Origin of the sequence: Micromonospora sp. NPDC002389 (assembly GCF_040296095.1) — a bacterium.
Classification (GTDB): domain Bacteria; phylum Actinomycetota; class Actinomycetes; order Mycobacteriales; family Micromonosporaceae; genus Micromonospora.
Window position 1 is genome coordinate 89,217 of record NZ_JBEOWP010000015.1, and the last position, 21,387, is coordinate 110,603.

The window sequence follows — 21,387 nt, forward strand, 5'->3', positions numbered from 1 at the left end:
GTGGAGGAGTGGCGGGTATGCGGGTCGGAGACCGGGGTGGCGCGGACGCGAGTCTGGTGATCGCCGCCCGCGCCGGCGAACCACAGGCGCTCGACGCCCTGCTCGCGGCCTCTCTGCCGCTGGTCTACAACGTGGTCGGCCGGGCGTTGCGCGGGCACGCCGACGTCGACGACGTGGTCCAGGAGACGCTGCTGCGCGTCGTGCGGTACCTGACCGAGTTGCGGGACCCGACCGCCTACCGGTCGTGGCTGATCGCCATCGCGGTCCGCCAGGTCCGTGATCGCGAACAACGGCGCCGTACCGCGCAGGAGCACACCTCGGACCTCGACGTCGCGTACGGCGTCCCGGATCCGGCGGCGGACTTCGCCGGCCTGACGATCCTCCGGCTCGGCCTGACCGACCAACGGCGGGAGGTCGCCGAGGCGACCCGCTGGCTGGACCCCGACGACCAGACCTTGCTGGCGCTCTGGTGGCTGGAGTCGACCGGAGACCTGGACCGCACCGAGCTGGCCGCCGCCCTCGGCCTCACCCCGGCCCACGCGGCGGTGCGGGTGCAGCGGATGAAGGAGCAGTTGGAGGCGGCCCGGAGCGTGGTCCGCGCGCTGCGGACCACCGGCTGCGCCGGGATGCAGGAGCTGACCCGGGGCTGGGACGGCACGCCCCACCCGCTGTGGCGCAAGCGCCTGGCCCGCCACGTCCGCGAGTGCGGCCGGTGCGGCGGCTCCGGCGGCGAGCTGTTCCCGATCGACCGGCTGCTCGCCGGGCTCCCGCTGCTGCCCGTCCCGCCCGCCGTGGCCGAGAGCGTGCTGACCCACCTGCCGCTGTCGCCCACCCTTATCCCGAACGTCGCGCCGGTCACCCCACGGGCCGGCGCGGTGAGCCCCCACGCCCCGACCCCGGACCCGACGGTCGAGGCGTTCGGGCGCACCGCCGTCGTGCAGACCGGCGGCGGTGCGCCCGGGGGTGTGCATGCGGCCCGCCCGCGCGGGCTGGCGGGCCTCCTGCCGGCCGGGTCGGCCAAGGTCGCCGGGCCGGTCGCCGCCGCCGTCGCGGTGGTCGTCCTCGCGGTCGGTGCCATCGCGGTCGCGCAGCGGACCAGTCCGACGCCGGCACCGGCGGCACCACCGCCACCGGTGGCGGCACCGGCGTTCGAGGCGTCCTCGCCGCCGGCCTCCCCGGATTCGCCCGGTACGCCGTCCGCGACACCCACCACCCCGGCCGCCGGCACGTCACCGTCGGCGAGCCCGTCGTCCCGTCCGACACCCACGGCGGTACGCCCGGCCGCGCCACCGCCCGCCGCCACCTCGACGAAGAAGGGCGTCGGCGTCTGGACCTTCGACGGGGTCAACGGGGCGCTGGCCGACTCCGGGGCGAGTTGGTACTACACCTGGAGCGTCGCGCACCCGGGCGTGACCACCCCGCGCGGCAGCGAGTTCGTGCCGATGATCTGGGGCGCGGACAGCGTCACCGCGGCCAATCTGCGGCAGGCCCGGCAGAACGGGAAGTACCTGCTCGGGTTCAACGAGCCGGACCTGAACGGCCAGGCGAACATGAGCGTGGAGCGGGCGCTGGACCTGTGGCCGCAGTTGGAGGCGACCGGCCTGCCGCTGGGCAGCCCGGCGGTGGCCTGGGGCGGGGACCGGCCGGGGGAGTGGCTCGACCGCTTCATGGCCGGTGTCAAGGAACGCGGCCTACGGGTCGACTTCATCGCCCTGCACTGGTATGGCGGTGACTTCCGCACCGCCAACGCGGTGAGCCAGCTCCGCTCCTACCTCCAGGCGGTGCATGACCGGTACGGGCTGCCGATCTGGCTCACCGAGTTCGCGCTGATCGACTTCTCGAACGGGGTCCGCTTCCCGACCCAGGCGCAGCAGGCGGCGTTCCTCACCGAGGCGACCCGGATGCTGCGCGGGCTACCCTGGCTGCACCGGTACGCCTGGTTCGGGCTGCCTGCCAGCGACAAGGACCAGACCGGCCTGTTCCGTCCCGGTGGCCAGGCCACCGAGGTCGGGCGCGCCTTCCGGGCCGCCCGCTGACCGCACCGGCCGTGCCCGAGGTCGACGGTTCAGCGCAGGACGAAGTCGAGTGTGGTGACCACGCCGGCCGTGACGGTGGCGGTCTGCGGTTCACTCATCCGCTCGCCGGTGTCCACGACGATCTCGTACCGGCCGGGCGGGAGGCGCCACTCGTACCGCCCGGTGTCGCCGGTGAGGACGCCGATCTCACCGATCGCCGGTGCCGGGTCGTCGAGCGACTCGACCAGCACGGCGGCGCCCTGCACGGGATCACCGGTGGCGGTGGCGGCGGTGCCGGTAACGATGCCGGTGGTGTCGCTCCGGGGTGAAGGTGGTGACGGCCCGTCGTCCGAAACCGACCGGTCGCCGTGCCACACCAGCAGACCGGCCCCGATCAGCAACGGCGCGGCCACCAGTAGGGCGAGCGCCCCGAGGCGCCCCCTGGTCATGCCGGAACCCCGTTCCGCTCGCACATAACTGCTCCCTCGCTCGTGGTGACGGACAGTTACTGGGACGTGCCGGAGTGGCCGGCGGTTCCGTGGGGTGGGGGCACTTCACCCCCACCCCACGTCCGATTCCGGTCAGCCGTTTCGCCAGGTGATCAGGTTGTTGGCGACGGCCTCGGTGATCCGGGTGCCGTGGTTGTTGGTCGAGTGCGGTGCGGAACCGTGCACGCCGTACGCGTGGATGGCCATCACGCACTCGCCGGCGCAGAACGAGCTGCCGGCCGGGCGGGTCTGGTAGACCGGGCTGCCGCTCTGGCAGCCGAAGGTGTCGTTCTGGTAGAAGACCTGCCGGTCCTGGGTGACCTGGATGGTCTGCCCGGCGTGCCGCCACTGCTGCCCGAAGGTCTTGTCGCACGGGTAGCCGCTGACCGTGCTGGCGGTGCCGGTCAACGTGGCGCTCTGCCACCAGAAGCCGAACCAGCCGGTGGTGTTGCCGGCGGAGCAGTTGAGCCGGATCGCACCGTAGTCGTTGGTCTCACTGCCGTCCTGGGTCCAGCCGGTTACCGAGAGCAGTTGGGTCGCGGTGCAGGTGCCGTACGGCGTCGAGGCCCCGTTGCGGCCGGGGATGATCTGGAAGTCGCCGCGCGGGTAGAAGCCGTTGCCGCCGCCGCCGTTGGCACCGCCACCCGGGTGGACGCAGTGCCCGGCGGTGGCCACGATGCTGGGCCCGTACAGCCAGCCGGTGCATCCCCAGGTGGAGCCGCCGGTGGTCCGGACGATCTGCACGATCGCCCGGGACGGGAAGACCGTGGTCGGGTCGACGCGGACCCGGTTGTCGGTGCCGATCACGCTGAACACGCCGGCCGAAGCGCCGCCCGCCTTCAGAGCCTGGCCACCGGCGTCGAACCGGAGCCCGCCGGGCCGGACCGCGCCAGTGCCGGCGGCGCCGGTGACGCCGCCGCCCCGGGAGCCGTCGATGCCGCGCTGCACGCTGGCGGAGAGAGCGGAACTGGGTACGGAGCCGGAGTCGGCGACTGCGCCGTGCGCGCCGGACCGGGCGGTGGTGGTCGGGGCCGCGGTGGCCGGCGCGGCGGCGACCACCGACGCCAGCACGGCGGCCAGGCCGACGGCGAGCATGATCCGCAGTCGGGCGGTGATGGACGGTGTGCGGGTCACGTGGGCCCTCCTCATCGAACGGTGACGCTGTCGATGGGAAGCTATATCGGTCCGGATGATCCAGACTCGTCTCTGTCTGTCCGTCGACACCGCTACGTTCAGTTTCGGACAGATGGCATACCGTGGCGGCGTGTCGGGCGACGCGCCGCCACGGTATGCCGTCGGGCGCTACCGGGCCGGGGTGCCCGCCGGTTCCAGGTCCGGCGCGTGCGGCGGCGCGGTGTCCCGGCCGGTGGGCATCGGGTAGAGCAGTTGCAGCAGCGGCCCGGCCATCGCGGTCGTCACCAGCGCCATCACCACCATCGACGAGTAGAGCTGGCCGTCGAGCATGCCGAGTTCCAGACCGACGGCGAGGATGATCAGCTCGGTCAGGCCGCGGGTGTTCATCAGGACGGCGAGTGCGCTCGCCGGTCGCGGTGCCACCCCACCGAGACGGGCGGCGGCGAAGGCCCCGACGAACTTGCCGCCCACCGCGACCGCCAGGATCAGCCCCAGCTCGATCGCGTCACTGACGTCCATGGTGGACAGGTTGACCTTCAGCCCGGCGACCACGAAGAAGATCGGCAGCAGCAACATGCTGTTCAGGTGCGTGATGCGCTCGCTGACCTGGGCGGTGACGCCCTGCTCGGGCAGGACGGAGCGGGGCATCACCACGCCGAACAGGAACGCGCCGAAGATGAAGTGCAGCCCGATCCAGTCGGTGAACGCCGCCGACAGCAGCAGCCCGACCAGCGTGATCACCAGCGCCGCCGGGCGGGGTGGGCCACCCTCGGTGCCCTCGGCCAGCAGGCGACGCAGCAGTGGCCGGACGACCAGGAACATCGCCAGCACGTACGGCACGAACAGCAGCACCCAGACGGATCCGGCGCCGGCCCCGGCGACCGCGACCACGACGGCGAGCAGCGTCCAGGCGAGCACGTCGTCGATGGCGGCACAGGCCAGCGCCACGCTGCCCAGCCAGGTGCGGCTCAGGCCCCGGTCGATCAGGATGCGGGCGAGCACCGGGAACGCGGTCACCGACATGGCCGCACCCATGAACAGCACGAAGCCCAGCTTGCTGTCGGTGGGGTGCCGGGGGAACAGATAGAGGGCCAGCAGCGCGCCGAGGCCGAACGGTAGGGCGATCGAGCCGGCGGCGACCGTGCCGGCCACCACCCGGCGCCCTCGCAGCAGGCAGGCGTTCAGTTCGGCCCCCACGGTGAACATGAACAGCACGACGCCGATCGTCGCCAGAGCGGTCAGGAACGGGCGGATGTCGGTCGGGAAGAGGGTGTCGGAGATGAGGCCGTTGAACAGGGTCGGGCCGAGCAGGATACCCACCACGACCTCGCCGATGACGGGAGGTTGCCGCAGTCGCCGGGCCACCGCGCCCGCCCCGAAGGCGAGCAGCGAGATCAGTGCCAACGCGAGAAGGAGTGACGGGACCTGATGCGAAGACATGGGCGTGTCTCCTGGTGAGAGCGGAGAGTTGTCGGCCGTCGAACGACGGCGGTCCGGCCGTGGGGTGGTGGGCGGTGCCTAGCGGTCCGACGTCGGCGTGGTGACCGGCTTGGCGGTGGCGGCCAGCACGTCGCCGGGCGGCACGTCGTCCGGCTGCCCGGCGGTGGGCTGCTCGCCGGAGTCGCTGGGCTGCTCGGGGCGGGTCACCAGATAGACGGCGGAGACGGTGACGGCGGCGGCCACGATGCCGAGCAGCAGCCGGTAGTCGAGCAGGGCGATGAGCGCCGCGCCGACGGCGATCGACAGGGTCTGCGGCACGGTCACCGCGAACTCGAAGGCCGCCGACGCGCGGCCGAGCAGGTGCTCCGGCGTACGGCGTTGCAGGGCGGTGGTGGCGCCGACGACGAGCCACGGGACGCAGAGGCCGAGCAGCGCCATCGCGGCGATCACCAGTGGCGTCATCTGGATCATCAGCAGCATGCTGGAGACGGCGACCATCGACAGACCGATGATCACCGTCATGCTCTCGCTGGTCCGGCGCAGGACCGCGCCGGCGGAGACCCCACCGATGATGGTCCCGACCGCCTGCGCCGCACCGAGGACGCCGAGGAACGTCGGCTCGCGGTCCAGCCCGGCGGTGACCACGGCCAGCCCGATCGCCTCGAAGAAGCCGAGCACGAGCATGGCCAGTCCACAGGAGATGACGAGCTGGCGCAGCGTCACGGTGCGGCCGATGAAGCGCAGGCCGGCGGTGAGCTCGGTGCGCCAGGGCTCGCCGGACGGAACCGGCTTGGTCTCTTCCACCTTGATCGCCAGCAGGGCTCCGGCGGCCAGGACGAACAGTGCCGCGTCGATGAGGATGACCGCCTCCGGGCCGAGCCAGGCGAACAGGCCCGCGCCGACCACCGGCGCGAAGACCCGGATCAGGCCACGGACCGACTGGATCAGCCCGTTGGCGTCGCCCAGCAGGTCCTTGGAGACGAGAGACGGCAGCAGGGCGAGCTGTGCCGGACCGGTCACGCTACCCAGCGCGCCGTAGGCGAACATCACCACGTAGACGAGCCAGACGTGGTGGGCGCCGCCGACCAGGAGCAGCAGCAGGACGACCGCGGCGAGGGCGAGGTTCGCGCCGATGAGCAGCGGGCGTCGGCGTACCCGGTCGGAGAGCAGCCCGGCGGCGGGCAGGAGAAGGCTGCCGGCGGCGAAGGAGAACATCACCAGGGCGGCGGCCGAGGTGCTTCCACTTATCGTCTTGACCCAGATCGTCATGGCGAGGAACAGCGCGAAGTCACCGAGGTTGGACGCCGTGTCCGCCAATACGAAAAGCCGCATCCGTCGCGTGGCAAGAATCCGTGACATGTCCTTCTCCTTGATAAAGGGCGCCAACGCGGGTGCGGCCAAAAGGCTGCCTCCAAGGGTCACACAAAAGACCAGCGCAAGGGGCGGATCGGTTTCCACTTGGCACAGTTCTGCCAGCGTGCCGCCGGCTCCCCCATGGGCGGGCGCGCTCCGGAATTAGGCAAAAACGGCCCGAAGATGACGAGGCAACCGGGGTATCTGACCCAGTCCTCGATGACATGTCCGATTGGTTCCGCCCGGCTGTGGCCGTTGACACCCCGATCCGGTCACTCCTAGCGTGCTGCCTCGTAACCCGGCGGGACCCGATCCAATTGCCGGACACGGACAGTAATTCAAGGATCACTCGTCCGGCATGAATGGGGTGGACGGCAGCGCGATGAATTGCTTTTCTCTGCCCCCGCCGGTATTAGGGAGTGCGCGATGACGCGATCGCTGGTGGCTTCGGGAAACGCCGCTGGGGCGAGTGCGTCGGTCAATGTCGAGACGGTCGCGGCCAGTCTGCTGGTGCTCGCGCACGCGGGTGCCGCGCCGACCGTCACCGGTGAGCTGACCGATCCGGCGACCGGCCGGTCGGTGACCGTGTCGGCGCCGTGGCGGGCCCGCCGGTCGGTCCTCGGCGCGCTCGTCGGCAAGCAGGTGGCGCGCCTCGGCCCCGACACCACGATCCGGGTCGACCACGGCGACGGGCCGCACATCCTGGTCACCGGAGCGGACGTCACGCCGTCGGCCGACGCGGCGCTGCTGGCCGGGCGCGTCGCGCGCGTCCTCGGGGCGGCGGACGACGTACCGGTCGGGGCGATCGACCTCTGCGGCGAGGAGGACCTGCGGATCGTCGCCGCCGCCCACCACCCGGGCCGGGCCCCCGGCGACAGCGTGCCGGCCCTGGTCCGCGCCCAGGCACTCGCCCGGCCGCAGGCCACCGCGATCGAGGACGCCACCCGCAGCGTCAGCTACGCCGACCTCGTCGCGGCGGCCGACCGGTACGCGGACGTCCTGCGTGCGGCCGGCGTGGCGCCCGGCGACGTGGTCGCGGTCGGGCTGCCCCGCCGGGCCGAGCTGGTGGTCACCCTGCTGGCCGTGTGGTCGCTGCGGGCCGCGTTCCTGCCCGTCGACCCGGGGCATCCGCGCGCCCGGCTGGACACCCTGCTCGACACCGCGGACGCGCGGTTCGCGGTGCTGGCCGATCCGCACGCGGTGACCCGTCCGGGTTGCCAGGTGGTCGCGCCACCGGACGACGCCCCCGCCGACGCCCCACTTCCCGCCGGTGACCCGCCGGTCGGTGCGGACCTCGCGTACGCGATGTCGACCTCCGGCTCGACCGGCCGGCCCAAGGTGGTCGGGGTGTCGCACGCGGCGCTGGCGCACTGTGTCGTCACCTTCGCCGACCTGCTGGCACCCGGCACCCCGACGGTGGCCGGCACGACGGCGCTCACCTTCGACATCTCGCTGCTCGAACTCTTCCTGCCGCTGGCCACCGGCGGCCGGCTGCTGCTGGTCGACGACGCGACGCGCCGGGACCCGGCCCGGCTGGGCGGATACCTCGACGCCGCCCGGCCCGACCTGATCCAGGCCACGCCGTCGGGGTGGCGGCTGATCCTGCCGCACCTGTCGGGCGACCTGACCGGGCGGACGCTGCTCTGCGGCGGCGAGGCGGTCACCGCCGACCTGGCCGCCCGCCTGGTGGACACCGGGGCCACCGTGTGGAACGTCTACGGCCCGACCGAGGCCACCATCTGGTGCACCGCGCAGCGGCTCGACCGGCCGGTGCCCGACCCGGTGCCGATCGGCGCACCGCTGCCGGGCACCGTCGCCGTCGTCAGGGGCCGGGACGGGCGGCCGGTGCCGGTCGGCCAGGTCGGTGAACTGCACGTCGGCGGTCCGCAGCTCGCCGTCGGATACCTCGGCGACACCGAGCGCACCGCTGCGGTGTTCCGGGACGACGAGTACCGCACCGGTGACCTGTGCGCCTGGCGTCCGGACGGGACGCTGTCGTACCACGGGCGCGCCGACAACCAGGTCAAGATCCGGGGACACCGGATCGAGCTCGAAGAGATCGAGACGTACGCCGAGCGCCACCCGGCGGTGACCCAGGCGGCGGCGGTGGTGGTGAGCGCCGCCGAGGACGACCAGCGGCTCGTGCTCTACGTGCGCAGCGGCGGCGACGCTCCGGCGGTCACCGACGCGGCGCTGCGCGAGCACCTGGCGGCGTCGCTGCCCACCGCGTTGTTGCCGCAACGGATCGTCGCGCTACCCGAGCTGCCCCTCACGCCCAGCCAGAAGGTCGACCGGCGGGCGTTGCGGGAGGCGGCGACGGCACACATCCACCGTCGGGCCGGCTCCGAGGAGACGCCATCATGAAGGTTCTGGGCATCAGCGGGCTGCACAACAGCGTCGACTTCAAACGCCGCGAGCTGCCGGACCTCGGTGCCCGCGAGTACCGGGTCGTGCAGGGCCTGGACTCGGCTGCGGCACTCGTCGTGGACGGTGTGGTGCGGGCCGCGGCGGCCGAGGAGCGGTACACCGCCGAGAAGGCGACCGGCGGTTTCCCGGCGCACGCGATCCGCGACGCGCTCCGGCGGACCGGGGTCACCCCCGACGAGATCGACGTCGTCGCACACGGATTCGCCCACCGCGCCGCCGACCTGGACCTGTCCGACCCGTACCTGGCCGCCCGGTACGCCGAGGTCTACGACCCCGACGTGCAGTTGACCTGGCTGCGGCGGGAGTTCCCGAGCGTGGACTGGGCCTCGAAGCTGGTGCCGGTCCCGCACCACCTCGCCCACGCCGCGAGCGCCTATTACCCCAGCGGGTACGACGAGGCGCTGGTCCTGGTCGCCGACGGGATGGGGGAGACGGAGAGCCTGACCGTGGCGGCGGGCACCGGCGGCAAGCTGGAGGTGCTGCACCGGATCCCGGCGCTGCACTCGATCGGCACGCTGTACGGCGTCTTCACCATGTACCTCGGCTTCGACATGATGATGGACGAGTACAAGGTGATGGGCCTGGCCGCCTTCGGTGACCGGCGAGCCCACTTCGCCGAGATGTCGAAGCTGGTCAAGCTGCTCGACGGCGGCACGTTCACGGTCTCCGCGCTGGCTGCCGACCGGGACCTGCGCGAGCGGGAGACGCACCGGGGCGTACTGGCCCTGCTCGCCGAGCGCTTCGGCCCGCCCCGGCAGCCGGGTACCCCGGTCGAGCAGCGGCACCGGGACGTCGCCGCCGCCCTCCAGGCGGTGGTGGAACTCTGCCTGGTGCACGTGCTGCGGCACTTCCGGCGCGAGACCGGGCTGCGGGACCTGTGCTACGCCGGTGGCGTCGCCCTGAACTGCTCCGCCAACGGGGTGATCGCCCGCAGCCGACTGTTCGAGCGCATCTTCATCCCGCCGGGCGCGGGCGACGACGGTTCGGCCGTCGGAGCGGCCCTCTACGTGCAGGCCCAGCAGGAACCGGCGACGCGGATCCCGGCCATGTCCATGCCGTACTGGGGCACCTCGTACACCGACGAGGAGATCGGCGCGGCCGTCGGGAGCCGGACCGACGTGGTGGTCCGGCACGTGCCGGAGCGGGCGCGGCTGCTTGCCGAGACCGCCGAGGCGCTGGAGGCCGGCGAGGTCGTCTCGTGGTTCCAGGGCGGAATGGAGTTCGGCCCCCGGGCGCTGGGCAACCGCAGCATCCTCGCCGACCCGCGGGACGCGCGGATGCGCGACCACATCAACGCGTTGATCAAGCGCCGGGAGGACTTCCGTCCTTTCGCGCCGGTCGTCACCGAAGAGGCGGCGTCCACGTACTTCGAGATCGAGCCGGGCGACGAGCAGCGGTTCCGGCACATGCTGTTCACCACCCGTACCCGGTCGGAACACCGGGACTCGCTGGGCGCGGTCACCCACTTCGACGGCACCGCCCGGGTGCAGGTGGTCACCCGCGAGGGCAACCCGCTGCTCTGGGAGCTGCTGACCGCGTTCGCCGACCGGACCGGCATCCCGGTCCTGCTGAACACCTCGTTCAACCTGCGCGGGCAGCCCATCGTGCGGACCCCGGAGATCGCCGTCGACACGATGCTGCGCGGCGGCCTGTCCCGCCTGGTCATCGGGGCGTACACGGTCACGCCGCCGGACGCCGGGCAGGGCCGGCCATGACCGTCGAGGTCAGCCGGGATCCGCTGGTGGCCGCGACCCTCGCCGCCGACGACGAGGTGATGCCCGGCCTGTCGTTCCGTCGCGGTGAGGTCAGCCGGGCGCTCGCCGTCAGCGAGGCGGACCTGACCGCCCTCGCCGTCGACCTCGGCACCACCCCGGCGGCGGTGCTGGCCGCCGCGACGCAGGCCCTGGTGGCCGGCGACCGGGGCCGGACCGCCGCGACGACGGCGGTGGTCGGCGTGATCGTCGCCGACGCCACCGACGGCGTCGCCCTGCGCGCGGTGCACTGCGCGGTCGAACCGGAACTGCCGCTGCGGCGGCTGGCCGAGCGCACCGCATCGGCGCTGCCGGCGGCGGGTCCGGCGAGCGACGGCGAGGTACGGATCGCCGTGGTGCCGCTCGGCGCGCTCGGCGGCGGACTCGACCCCGGCGACGTCGCGGACCTCGAACACGAGATCGTCTGGTGCGACGCCGTCCTGGAGTTCACCGCCCGCGACGGGCGGCTGGTGCTGCGCTGCGACCACGACGAGGACCGGTACGGCCCGGTGAGCGTCGCCGCCCACCTGGACCGGCTCGACGGGATCCTGACCGCCCTGGTGGCGGGCACCGGGCACCTGCCGGGCGCGGGCGCCACGGACGCCGTGGCGGCGGCCGTGGAGGGCCTGCCCACCGGCGAGCCGATCGAGCCGGCCACCCCGACCGAGCGACTGCTCGCCGCCGTTTGGGCCGACGTCCTGCACCTGGACCGGGTCGGTGCCGACGACAACTTCTTCGCCCTCGGCGGGCACTCCCTGCTGGCCGCCAAGGTCGTCGCCCGGACGACGGCCGAGCGCGGGGTGGCCCTCACCGTGGACCAGCTCTTCGCCCACCCGGTCCTCGCCGACTTCGCCGCGCTTGTCGACGCCGGTGCGCCGGCGGTCGCGCTGCCCGCCCTCACCGCGCACACCGGCGATCCGGTGGTGTCGTTCGGGCAGGAACGGCTCTGGTACCTGGACCGGCTGCGGGACGGCTCGGCCCTCTACAACGTGCCGGTGCTGCTGCGCCTGACCGGCCCGGTCGACCCCGAGCGGCTGCACGACACCGTCCGGGCGGTGGTGGCCGCCCATCCGGCGCTGCGCACGGCGCTGGCGACGGTCGACGGCCGTCCGGTCGCCCGCACCGCCGACCGGACCGAGATCGACTGGACCGTGGCGGACGCCCGTGCCGGAGGTGAGCGGGAGGGGCGGCGACTGGCCGCCGCCGGTGTCGCCCGACCGTTCGACCTGGCGCAGGCCCCGCTGCTGCGCGGTGGGCTGGTCCGGATCGCCGACGACGAGTGGTTCTGCTGGCTCTCCGTCCACCATGCCGCCTGCGACGGCTGGTCGCTGGACATCCTGCTCGCCGAGCTCTTCGGTAAGGAAGGGCCCCCTACTAACGCCTCGTGTACTAAAAGGGACCCTTCCTCACCCGCGCCCACGTACGCCGACTACGCCGCCTGGCAGCGCGAGGTGCTGACCCCGCAGGTGATCGCCGACGAGGTGGCCTGGTGGCGGCAGCGGCTGGCCGGGGCACCGAGCCTGCTGGAACTCCCCGCCGACCGTCGTCGCCCGGCGGTGGCCAGTCACGCCGGGGCCACCCTGCGGCACCGGCTGCACCCCTCGACGGTGTCGACGCTGCGGGCCGCCGCGAGAAGTCACTCGGTCACCCTCTTCGACCTGCTGGTGACCGCGTACCTGCTGCTGGTCGGCCGCTGGTCGGGCCGGACCGACGTGGTGGTGGCGACTCCGGCCGCCGGGCGTCCGCTGCCCGAGCTCGACGACCTGGTCGGCTTCTTCGTCAACACCGTCGTGCTGCGGGCCGACCTGCGCGGCGCGCCGACCTTCCTGGACCTGGTCGACCGGGTACGCGCCGTCTCGGCCGCTGCCCAGGCACACCAGCAGATCCCGTTCGCCTCCCTGGTGGACGCGCTCGACCCGGACCGTGACCAGAGCCGGGCCCCGCTCGCTCAGGTGGCCTTCGGGATGAACCAGCATGCCCGGGGCCGCTGGGAGTCCGACGGCCTGGTCGCCGAACTCGACTCGGTGGACACCGGCACCGCGAAGTTCGACCTCACCCTGGCGGTGGTCGACACCGGCGGACCGGACCTCGGCGTCGAGGTCGAGTACGCCACCGACCTCTTCGACGCGTCCACCGCCGAGCGTTTCGCCACCCAGTGGACGGTGCTGCTGGAGCGGCTGCTCGCCGACGTCGACGCCCCGGTCGCGTCGGTGTCCGCGCTGCCCGCCGAGGAGGAGCGCCGACTCCTGGACTGGGCCGGGCAGGCCCGCGACTACCCCGCCGGGTCGACCGTGGACGCGCTGGTGGCCGAGTGGGCCCGGTCGTCCCCGGACGCGGTGGCCGTGGTGGACGGCGAGGTGTCGGTGTCGTACGGGTCGTTGGTGGCCCGGGCCGACGCGCTGGCGGCGCGGTTGACGGACCTGGGGGTGGGGCGGGGCTCGCTGGTGGGGCTCTGTTGTCGGCGGTCGGCCGATCTCGTGGTGGGGATGTTGGGGGTGTTGCGGGCCGGTGGCGCGTACGTGCCGTTGGACCCGGACCATCCGGCGCAGCGGTTGGGTTTCATGCTGGCCGACACGGACGTGCGGGTGGTGGTCGGGCATCGGGATCTGCTCGACCAGCTCCCGCTCGGCGACCGGCACGCCGTCACCCTGCCCGAGGCCGCCGGTGCGGTCGCCCCGATCGCCGGTGCCGAACCGGACCGGTCGGCGCGTGGCGGCGACGACGCCGCGTACGTCATCTACACCTCCGGCTCGACCGGTGACCCGAAGGGCGTGGTGGTGCCGCATCGCGGCATCACCCGCCTGGTGGGTGGAGCCGACTACGTCGAGCTGACCCCACGGACCGTCCTCGCCCAGCTCGCCAACGCCAGCTTCGACGCCATCACCTTCGAGGTGTGGGGTGCGCTGGCCAACGGCGGACAGGTGGTGATCGTGCCCACCGAGACGGTGCTCTCCCCGTCGGGGCTCGCCGCGCTGCTGCGTACCCGGTCGGTGACCACGGTCTTCATCACCACCGCGTTGTTCAACGCCACCGTCAACACGGTGCCCGACGCCTTCGCCGGTGTGGACCAGCTCTACTTCGGCGGCGAGAGCCTCGATCCGGGGACGGTGGGCCGGGTCGTCGAGGGTGGACGGGGTCCGGCGCGGCTGCACAACATCTACGGCCCGACCGAGGTGACCACCTTCGCCACCTACACCCGGCTGACTTCGCGACCCACCAGCACCGGAGCCATCGGTACGGCGATCGGGAACACCTGGGCGTACGTGGTGGACGACGCGGGTCACCTGGCCGGCGTCGGGGTCCCCGGCGAACTGTGGCTGGGCGGGCCGGGCGTCGCCTGGGGGTACTGGGACCGGCCGGGGCTGACCGCCGACCGGTTCGTGCCGGACGGCTTCTCCGGCCTGCCGGGTGCCCGGTTGTACCGGACCGGGGACGTGGTGTTCCGGCGGCCCGACGGGTCGCTGGAGTTCGTCGGCCGCGCCGACCATCAGGTGAAGGTCCGGGGTTTCCGGGTCGAGCTGGGCGAGGTCGAGTCGGCGCTGCTGGCGTACCCGGCGGTGGCCTCGGCGGTGGTGGTCGCGGCGCGGTCCGAGGGTGCCCCGGTACGGCTCGTCGGCTACGTGGAGCCGGTGGCGGGTGCCCCGGTCAGCGTGGCGGGGCTGCGCGAGTTCCTGGCGCAACGGCTGCCGGAGTACGCGGTGCCGTCGGCGTTCGTGGTGATGGACACGCTGCCGCTGACCCCGAACGGCAAGATCGACCGGGCGGCGCTACCCGATCCGGACACCGACCAACGGGCCGACCAGGCCGCCTTCCGGGCGCCGGCCGATCCGCTCGAACAGATCATCGCCGAGACCTGGGGCGAGGTGCTCGACGTCGCCGAGATCGGCCTCGACGACAACTTCTTCGGCCTCGGTGGGCACTCGCTGCACGCCGTGCAGGTCTGTGGCCGGCTGGAGCGCACGCTGCGCACCCCGGTCTCCGTGCGCCACCTCGTCGAACAACCCACCGTCGCCGACCTGGCCCGACGCCTGCGCGCCGAGGGACCCGACGCCGGCCGGCTCGACCGGATCGCCGCCGTCGTCATGCAGGTCCGCCGACTCAGCCCCACCGAACGCGCCGCACGACTCGGCACCGCGTCCGCAACGAAGGAGAACACTGGTGACGACCACTGATTCCGCCGGGTCGCTGGGGCCGACCGAGGACGACCTCATCGACCACCTGCTCGCGCAGGCGGGGATCACCGACACCACCGCCCGTCCGGTCATCGCCGCCACCGGTGAGCCGACGGTGCTGTCGCCGGGTCAGGAACGCCTCTGGTTCCTCGACCGCTGGCGGCCCGGACTGCCGCTCTACAACGTGCCGGTCGCCTTCGCGCTGACCGGCGCGGTGGACCCCGACGCGCTGGGCGCCGCCGTGCAGCTCCTGGTCGACCGGCACGAGTCGCTGCGGACCGCCATCGACACCGAGGTGGGCCGGCCCCGGCTGCTCCGGGCCGAGGCGGGCACGCCGGTGTCGTGGCGGGTCGACGACCTGCGTACCGCCGGGACGGGAGCCGAGGCGGCGGCGCTGGACGCGGCGCGGACCGCCGTCGCCGAACCGTTCGACCTGTCGCGGGCGCCCCTGCTGCGCGCCGGTCTGATCCGGCACGCCGACGACCGGTGGCTGCTCTGGCTGTCGATCCACCACGTCGCCTGTGACGGACAGTCGCTGGAGATCCTGCTCGGTGAACTCGCCGAGGCGTACCGGGCGCTGGTCGCCGGTGCCCGCCCCCCGGCCCGGGACCGGTCCCTCGGCTACGGCGACTTCGCCGCCTGGCAGCGGGACCAACTCGTCGGTGACCGTCTGTCCGACGGCGTCGAGTGGTGGCGGCAGCAGCTCGACGACCTGCCGCCGGTGCTGGAACTGCCCGCCGACCGGGTCCGCCGCCCGGTGCAGAGCTACGCCGGACGTACCCGGCACGCCGAGCTGACGCCCGACGTGGCCGAGGCCGTCCGGTCGCTGGCCCGGCAGCGGTCCAGCACCGTCTTCGACGTCCTCTTCGCCAGCTTCGCCCTGCTGCTCGGGCGCTGGTCGCGCCGCACCGACGTGGTGGTGGCCACGCCGGTCGCCGGTCGGCCGGTGCCGGAGGTGGACGACCTGGTCGGGTTCTTCGTCAACACCCTCGCCGTACGGGTGGACACGTCCGGCGCGCCGACCTTCGCCGACCTGGTCGGTCGGGTCCGGACCGCCTCGGCCGACGCCCAGGACCACCAGGAGGTGCCGTTCGCGGCCCTGGTGGAGGCGCTCGCGCCGGAACGCGAGCTGGCCTGGTCGCCGCTGGTGCAGGTGCAGTTCGTGCTGCAACGCCAGGACCCCGCCGGGTGGCGGCTCGGTGACGACGTCACCGCCGCACCGGTCGGGATCGACACCGGCACCGCCAAGTTCGACCTCACCCTGCTGGTCTACGACGCCGGCAGCGGCGGCATGCGGGTGGAACTGGAGTACGCCACCGACCTCTTCGACGCCACCACCATGGACCGATTCGCCGCACAGTGGTTCACGCTGGTGCAGCGGCTGGTCGCCGATGCGGACCGGTCCGTCGCCGAGGTCTGCGGGCTACCGGAGCCGGAGCGCGCCACGATCGAGGGCTGGTCGGCCATCACCCGGACCTGCCCCGTCGACGCGCCCATCGGCGACCTGGTCGCCCGGCACGCGCGGCAGCGCCCCGACCACGTCGCGGTGCTCGACGGCGAGACCCGCACCACGTACGCGGAGCTGCTGGCCGCCGCCGACGCGGTGGCCGCCACCCTGCGCCGGGCCGGTGTCGGCCGGGGCGACATGGTGGGTGTCTGCTGCCGCCGCTCGACCGACCTGGTGGTCGGGATGCTCGGCGCGCTGCGGGCGGGCGCGGCCTATGTGCCGCTGGACCCCAACTACCCGGCCGACCGGCTCGACTTCATCGTGCGCGACAGCGGCCTGCGGGTCGTCGTGGCGCAGAGCGACGCGATCCCGGCCGACCTCACGCTGCCCGAGGACGTCCGCACGGTGGCGATCGAGGAGGCGGTACGCGCCGACACCTCCGACGCCCCGGACCTCGTCCCACCGGCGGTCGACGACCCCGCGTACCTCATCTACACCTCCGGCTCGACCGGGCTGCCGAAGGCGGTCATGGTCTCGCACCGCAGCGTGCTGCGGCTGTTCGCGGCCACCGAGGAGCAGTTCCACTTCGGCCCGCAGGACGTGTTCAGCCTCTTCCACTCCGCCTCGTTCGACGTCTCGGTCTTCGAGGCGTGGGGCGCGCTGACCCACGGCGCCACCCTGGCGGTGGTGCGCTACTGGGAGAGCCGCGACCCGGAGGCCTTCTACGAGCTGGTGGAGCGGGCCGGGGTCACCGTGCTCAGCCAGACGCCGGGCGCGTTCCGGCAGTTCGAGGCCGTCGACGAGCGGCGTCGGGCGGACCTGGCCGTCCGGGTGGTGATCTTCGCGGGTGAGGCGCTGGACCCCGACGCGGTGCGTCGCTGGTGGACCCGGCACCCGGAGACCAGCCCCGAGATGGTCAACATGTACGGCATCACCGAGACCACGGTGCACACCACGTACTGCCTGCTCACCGCCGACCTGTTGGCCGAGCGGCACAGCCCGATCGGGCGGCAGGTGGCCGACCTCAGCCTGCACGTGCTGGACGAGTACGGCCGGCCCGCCCCGATCGGCGTACCCGGTGAGCTCTATGTCGGCGGTGACGGTGTGGCACACGGCTACTGGCGTCGGCCGGAGCTGACCGCGCAGCGTTTCGTCGCCGACCCGACGAACCCCGGCGGTCGCCGCTACCGCAGCGGTGACCTGGCGACCTGGCGTCCCGACGGCACGCTGGAGTACCTGGGCCGCCTCGACCACCAGGTCAAGATCCGGGGCTTCCGGATCGAGCCGGCCGAGGTCGAGGCCGCGCTGCTGGCCCACCCCGCCGTCAGCGCCTGCCTGGTGATCGCGCACGGCGAGCCGGGCACCGAACGGCGGCTGGTCGCCTACCTGGTGGCCGACGGCGACCTGACCGTCCCCGAGGTGCACGAGTTCCTCGAACCGACGCTGCCCAGCCACATGATCCCGTCGGTGGTGACGGTGCTCGACGCCTTCCCGCTGACCGCCAACGGCAAGATCGACCGGCGGCGGCTGCCGGAGCCGGGCGTCGACCGGCCGGCGCTGGCCCGACCGTACGTGGCGCCCCGCAACGAGACCGAGCAGGCGCTCGCCGAGATCTGGGCGACCGTCCTGGAACTCGACCAGGTCAGCGTCGAGGACAACTTCTTCCACCTCGGCGGCGACTCGATCCGCAGCGTCCAGGTGATCGGCCTGGCCCGCGCCAAGGGGCTCGACTTCTCGTTGCAGCAGCTCTTCCAGCGCACCACCATCGCCGCGTTGGCCGGTGCGGTCACCACCGCGCAGGCCCCCGCCGCCGAGCGGCAGCCCTTCGCGCTGATCTCCGAGGCGGACCGGGAGCGGCTGCCCGAGGACGCGGTGGACGCGTACCCGATGGCGGTGCTCCAGGCCGGGATGATCTTCCACATGGAGGCCGACGAGGGACGTCGGCTCTATCAGAACGTCGACAGCTTCCACGTCCGCGCCCCGTTCGACGAGGCGTTGATCCGGCGGGCCATCGGGCAGATCGTGGACCGGCACGACATCCTGCGGACCTCGTTCCACCTCAGCGAGTACAGCGAGATGCTCCAGGTGGTGCACCGCGAGGCGGACCTGCCGATCGAGGTGTACGACGTCCGCGAGCTGGACGAGCAGGAGCAGGACCGCCGCATCGTCGAGGTGATCGAGGGGCTGCGCGACGTCCCGTTCGACCTGGCCCGGCCGCCGCTGTGGCGCTTCGTCTTCCACTGGCGCAGCGCGGAGTCCTTCGAGTGGACCCTGGTCGAGCACCACGCCATCCTCGATGGCTGGAGCCTGCACTCCTCGATCACCGAGATCCTCCAGCGCTACATGGAGCTGATGCGGGACCCGTCGAGCAGTGCCGACCCGAAGCCCGCCTCGACCTACCGGGAGTTCGTCGAGGCCGAGCGGGAGGCGCTCGCCTCGGCGCAGGAGCGGGAGTTCTGGTCGGCGCGGGTCCGGCAGGCCAACCGGCTCCGGCTGCCGCGCTGGCCGCAGGGCGCCGAGGTGGAGCCGCTGCCGCAGGCCGAGCCGGCCCCGGACGAGCAGCCGCTGCTGGAGTGGGAACTGCCGCCCGGACACTCCGACTTCTACCGGTGGCTGGAGACGAAGATCCCGGACGACCTCTGTGCCGGGTTGGAGCGGGTGGCCGCTGGTGTCGGCGTACCGCTGAAGAGCGTGCTGCTCGCCGCGCACATGCGGGTGCTGGCCCACCTGACCGGCAGCCGTGAGGTGTCCACCGGGATGGCCTTCAACGGCCGCCTGGAGGTGCTCGACGGCACCGAGTCGCGGGGTCTGTTCCTCAACTCGCTGCCGGTGACGGCGACCGTGGCCGGTGGCACCTGGGCCGACCTGATCCGGGCGATGCTCGACGAGGAGAACGAGCTGCTGCCGCACCGCCGCTTCCCGATGGCGGAGATCCAGCGCCTGGCCGGCGGGGAGTCGCTCTACGAGTCGCACTTCGTCTACAACCACTTCCACGTCATGCGGGGCCTGGCCGACCGGGACGTCCGGATCGTCGACCCGAAGATCAACTCGTTCACCACCATGCGGGTCGAGCCGACCAACTACCCGTTCGTCTGCGGCTTCCTGCGCGACCCGGGCGCCAGCGGCCTGTTGATGGGGCTCGACTACCACACCACCGAGTTCTCGCCGGAGCAGATCCGGCGGGTACGCGGCTACTACCTGGCCGCGCTGCGCTCCCTCGTGGCCGACCCGGACCGGTCGTTGTCCGAGGTGGACCTCACCTCGCCCGCCGAACGCGCCCAGGTCGACGGCTGGAACCGGACCGCCCGGGAGCAGTCCCCGGAGCTGACCGTGGACGCGCTGGTCGCCGGGTGGGCGCAGTCGTCGCCGGACGCGGTCGCGGTGGTCGACGGTGAGCTGTCGCTGTCGTACGCGTCGCTGGTGGCTCGCGCCGACGCGCTGGCGGCCCGGTTGGCGGAGTCGGGCGTGGGCCGGGGCTCGTTGGTGGGCCTGTGCTGCCGGCGCTCCGCCGACCTGGTGGTGGGGATGCTCGGCGTGCTGCGGGCCGGTGGCGCGTACGTGCCGCTGGACCCGGACTACCCGGCGCAGCGGCTGGAGTTCATGCTGACCGACACCGACGTGCGGGTGGTGGTCGGCCACCGGGACCTGCTCGACCAACTCCCGCTGACCGGCCGCGAGACCGTCGACATCACCGACGTGACACCGTCGCCGACCGGCCGGGAGACGACCACCGTCCCCGGAACGGTCGCCGAGGACGCCGCGACCCTCATCTACACTTCCGGCTCCACCGGCCGGCCCAAGGGCGCGATCGTGCCGCACCGCGGCATCGTCCGGCTGGTCCGTGACACCGACCTGATCCGGCCCGAGGAACTGCGCGCCGTCGGCCAGGTCTCCAACGCCTCCTTCGACCCGCTGCTGATCGAGGTCTGGGGGCCGCTGCTCAACGGTGGGCGGATGGTGGTGGTCCCCACCGACGTGGCGCTCTCGCCGCCGCGCTTCGTCGAACTGCTGCGCCGCGAGCAGGTCACCGCCGTCGCGATCGTCACCGCGTTGTTCAACTCCACGGTCAACGAGATCCCGGACGCGTTCACCACGCTCAAGCAGGTCTACATCGGCGGTGAGCGGATCAACCTCGGTGCGATCGCCGCCGCGGTGCAGGCCGGCGGGGCCCGGATGAACAACATCTACGGCCCGACCGAGGTCACCAGCATCTCGACCTGCAACCCGCTGTCCGAGGTGCCGGCCAGCTCCGGCGCGATCGGTGCGGCGATCACCAACACCACCACGTACGTGGTGGACGAGTGGGGCCGTCCGGTCGGCGTCGGGGTCCCCGGTGAGTTGTGGCTGGGCGGCCCGGGTGTGGCCTGGTGCTACTGGAACCGGCCGGGGCTGACCGCCGACCGGTTCGTGCCGGACGCCTTCTCCGGCGTACCCGGTGCGCGGCTCTACCGGACCGGGGACGTGGTGGCCTGGCGTGCCGACGGGACGCTGGAGTTCGTCGGCCGCGCCGACCACCAGGTCAAGGTCCGGGGTTTCCGGGTCGAGCTGGGCGAGGTCGAGTCGGTGCTGGTGGCCCACCCGACGGTGGCTTCCGGAGTGGTGCTGGCGCTGCGGTCCGGCACCGGCCCGGTACGCCTGGTCGGCTACGCGGAGCCGGCGGCCGGCGCGTCCGTGAACGTGGCGGAGTTGCGCGAGTTCATGGCCGAGCGCCTGCCGGAGTACGAGGTGCCGTCGGCGTTCGTGGTGATGGGCACGCTGCCGCTGACCCCGAACGGGAAGATCGACCGGGCGGCGCTGCCGGAGCCCGACCCCGAGCGGCCCGAGACCGCAGGCGCGCACGTGGCACCGCGCGACGCCCTGGAGCGGGAGGTGGCCGCCGTCTGGGCCGACATCCTCGGCGTCGAGCGGGTCGGCATCGGCGACAACTTCTTCGCCCTCGGTGGGCACTCGCTCCAGGCCGTGCAGGTGGCGTTCCGCATCCGCACCACGTTCGGGGTGGACCTGGAACTGCGCCGAATCCTCGAGGCGCCGTACGTCGAGGACCTGGCCAAGGCCATCAACGAGGCGCTCGGCGAACAGGACGACCTCCTCGCCGAGGCGCTGGAGAGCGTCGAGTCGATGTCCGACGAGGACGTCCGGGCGCTCCTGGCGAACTCCTAG

General features: G+C 73.0%; 9 protein-coding genes. 5 read left to right on the forward strand and 4 right to left on the reverse strand.

Annotation, left to right across the window (positions count from 1 at the left end):
* Window positions 1-17 precede the first annotated feature (17 nt).
* Window positions 18-2,036 carry a sigma-70 family RNA polymerase sigma factor gene (locus ABT008_RS24965; RefSeq protein WP_350698935.1) on the forward strand — a complete coding sequence of 673 codons (2,019 nt, stop codon included), beginning with the start codon at window positions 18-20 and terminating at the stop codon, window positions 2,034-2,036.
* 29 nt (window positions 2,037-2,065) lie between these two features.
* On the opposite strand, the gene ABT008_RS24970 is transcribed toward ABT008_RS24965, so the two are convergent.
* The 4 genes from ABT008_RS24970 to ABT008_RS24985 form a co-directional block, all read right to left on the reverse strand.
* On the reverse strand, window positions 2,066-2,464 hold the full coding sequence (locus ABT008_RS24970) for a carboxypeptidase-like regulatory domain-containing protein (RefSeq protein ID WP_350698937.1): 399 nt from the start codon (window positions 2,462-2,464) through the stop codon (window positions 2,066-2,068).
* A gap of 132 nt (window positions 2,465-2,596) precedes the next feature.
* Entirely contained in the window at window positions 2,597-3,637 is a 1,041-nt protein-coding gene (locus ABT008_RS24975) for a trypsin-like serine peptidase (RefSeq protein WP_350698939.1), read from the reverse strand.
* Window positions 3,638-3,805: 168 nt separating this feature from the next.
* On the reverse strand, window positions 3,806-5,077 hold the full coding sequence (locus ABT008_RS24980; protein ID WP_350698941.1) for a cation:proton antiporter domain-containing protein: 1,272 nt from the start codon (window positions 5,075-5,077) through the stop codon (window positions 3,806-3,808).
* Window positions 5,078-5,155: 78 nt separating this feature from the next.
* Window positions 5,156-6,436 (reverse strand): MFS transporter, encoded by a 1,281-nt coding sequence (locus tag ABT008_RS24985; RefSeq protein ID WP_350698943.1) that lies wholly within the window; start codon window positions 6,434-6,436, stop codon window positions 5,156-5,158.
* 420 nt (window positions 6,437-6,856) lie between these two features.
* Between ABT008_RS24985 and ABT008_RS24990 the strand changes: the two genes are divergently transcribed.
* The 4 genes from ABT008_RS24990 to ABT008_RS25005 are packed head-to-tail and all read left to right on the forward strand — an operon-like array spanning window position 6,857 to window position 21,387.
* Window positions 6,857-8,794 (forward strand): amino acid adenylation domain-containing protein, encoded by a 1,938-nt coding sequence (locus tag ABT008_RS24990; protein WP_350698945.1) that lies wholly within the window; start codon window positions 6,857-6,859, stop codon window positions 8,792-8,794.
* Window positions 8,791-10,572 (forward strand): carbamoyltransferase family protein, encoded by a 1,782-nt coding sequence (locus ABT008_RS24995; RefSeq protein ID WP_350698946.1) that lies wholly within the window; start codon window positions 8,791-8,793, stop codon window positions 10,570-10,572. Before ABT008_RS24990 ends, ABT008_RS24995 begins: the two co-directional genes overlap by 4 nt.
* Window positions 10,569-14,780 carry a non-ribosomal peptide synthetase gene (locus ABT008_RS25000; protein ID WP_350698948.1) on the forward strand — a complete coding sequence of 1,404 codons (4,212 nt, stop codon included), beginning with the start codon at window positions 10,569-10,571 and terminating at the stop codon, window positions 14,778-14,780. The genes ABT008_RS24995 and ABT008_RS25000 overlap by 4 nt, the downstream gene beginning before the upstream one ends.
* The gene (locus ABT008_RS25005) at window positions 14,767-21,387 is read left to right on the forward strand and encodes a non-ribosomal peptide synthetase (RefSeq protein ID WP_350698950.1); all 6,621 of its coding nucleotides are present in this window, start codon (window positions 14,767-14,769) and stop codon (window positions 21,385-21,387) included. Before ABT008_RS25000 ends, ABT008_RS25005 begins: the two co-directional genes overlap by 14 nt.

Excerpts from the sequence above, each read along its gene's own strand:
- ABT008_RS24980 (WP_350698941.1), bottom strand. The coding sequence starts at position 5,077 with ATGTCTTCGCATCAGGTCCCGTCACTCCTTCTCGCGTTGGCACTGATC.
- ABT008_RS25000 (WP_350698948.1), top strand. The coding sequence starts at position 10,569 with ATGACCGTCGAGGTCAGCCGGGATCCGCTGGTGGCCGCGACCCTCGCC.
- ABT008_RS24995 (WP_350698946.1), top strand. The coding sequence starts at position 8,791 with ATGAAGGTTCTGGGCATCAGCGGGCTGCACAACAGCGTCGACTTCAAA.
- ABT008_RS24970 (WP_350698937.1), bottom strand. The coding sequence starts at position 2,464 with ATGACCAGGGGGCGCCTCGGGGCGCTCGCCCTACTGGTGGCCGCGCCG.
- ABT008_RS24985 (WP_350698943.1), bottom strand. The coding sequence starts at position 6,436 with ATGTCACGGATTCTTGCCACGCGACGGATGCGGCTTTTCGTATTGGCG.
- ABT008_RS24965 (WP_350698935.1), top strand. The coding sequence starts at position 18 with ATGCGGGTCGGAGACCGGGGTGGCGCGGACGCGAGTCTGGTGATCGCC.
- ABT008_RS24990 (WP_350698945.1), top strand. The coding sequence starts at position 6,857 with ATGACGCGATCGCTGGTGGCTTCGGGAAACGCCGCTGGGGCGAGTGCG.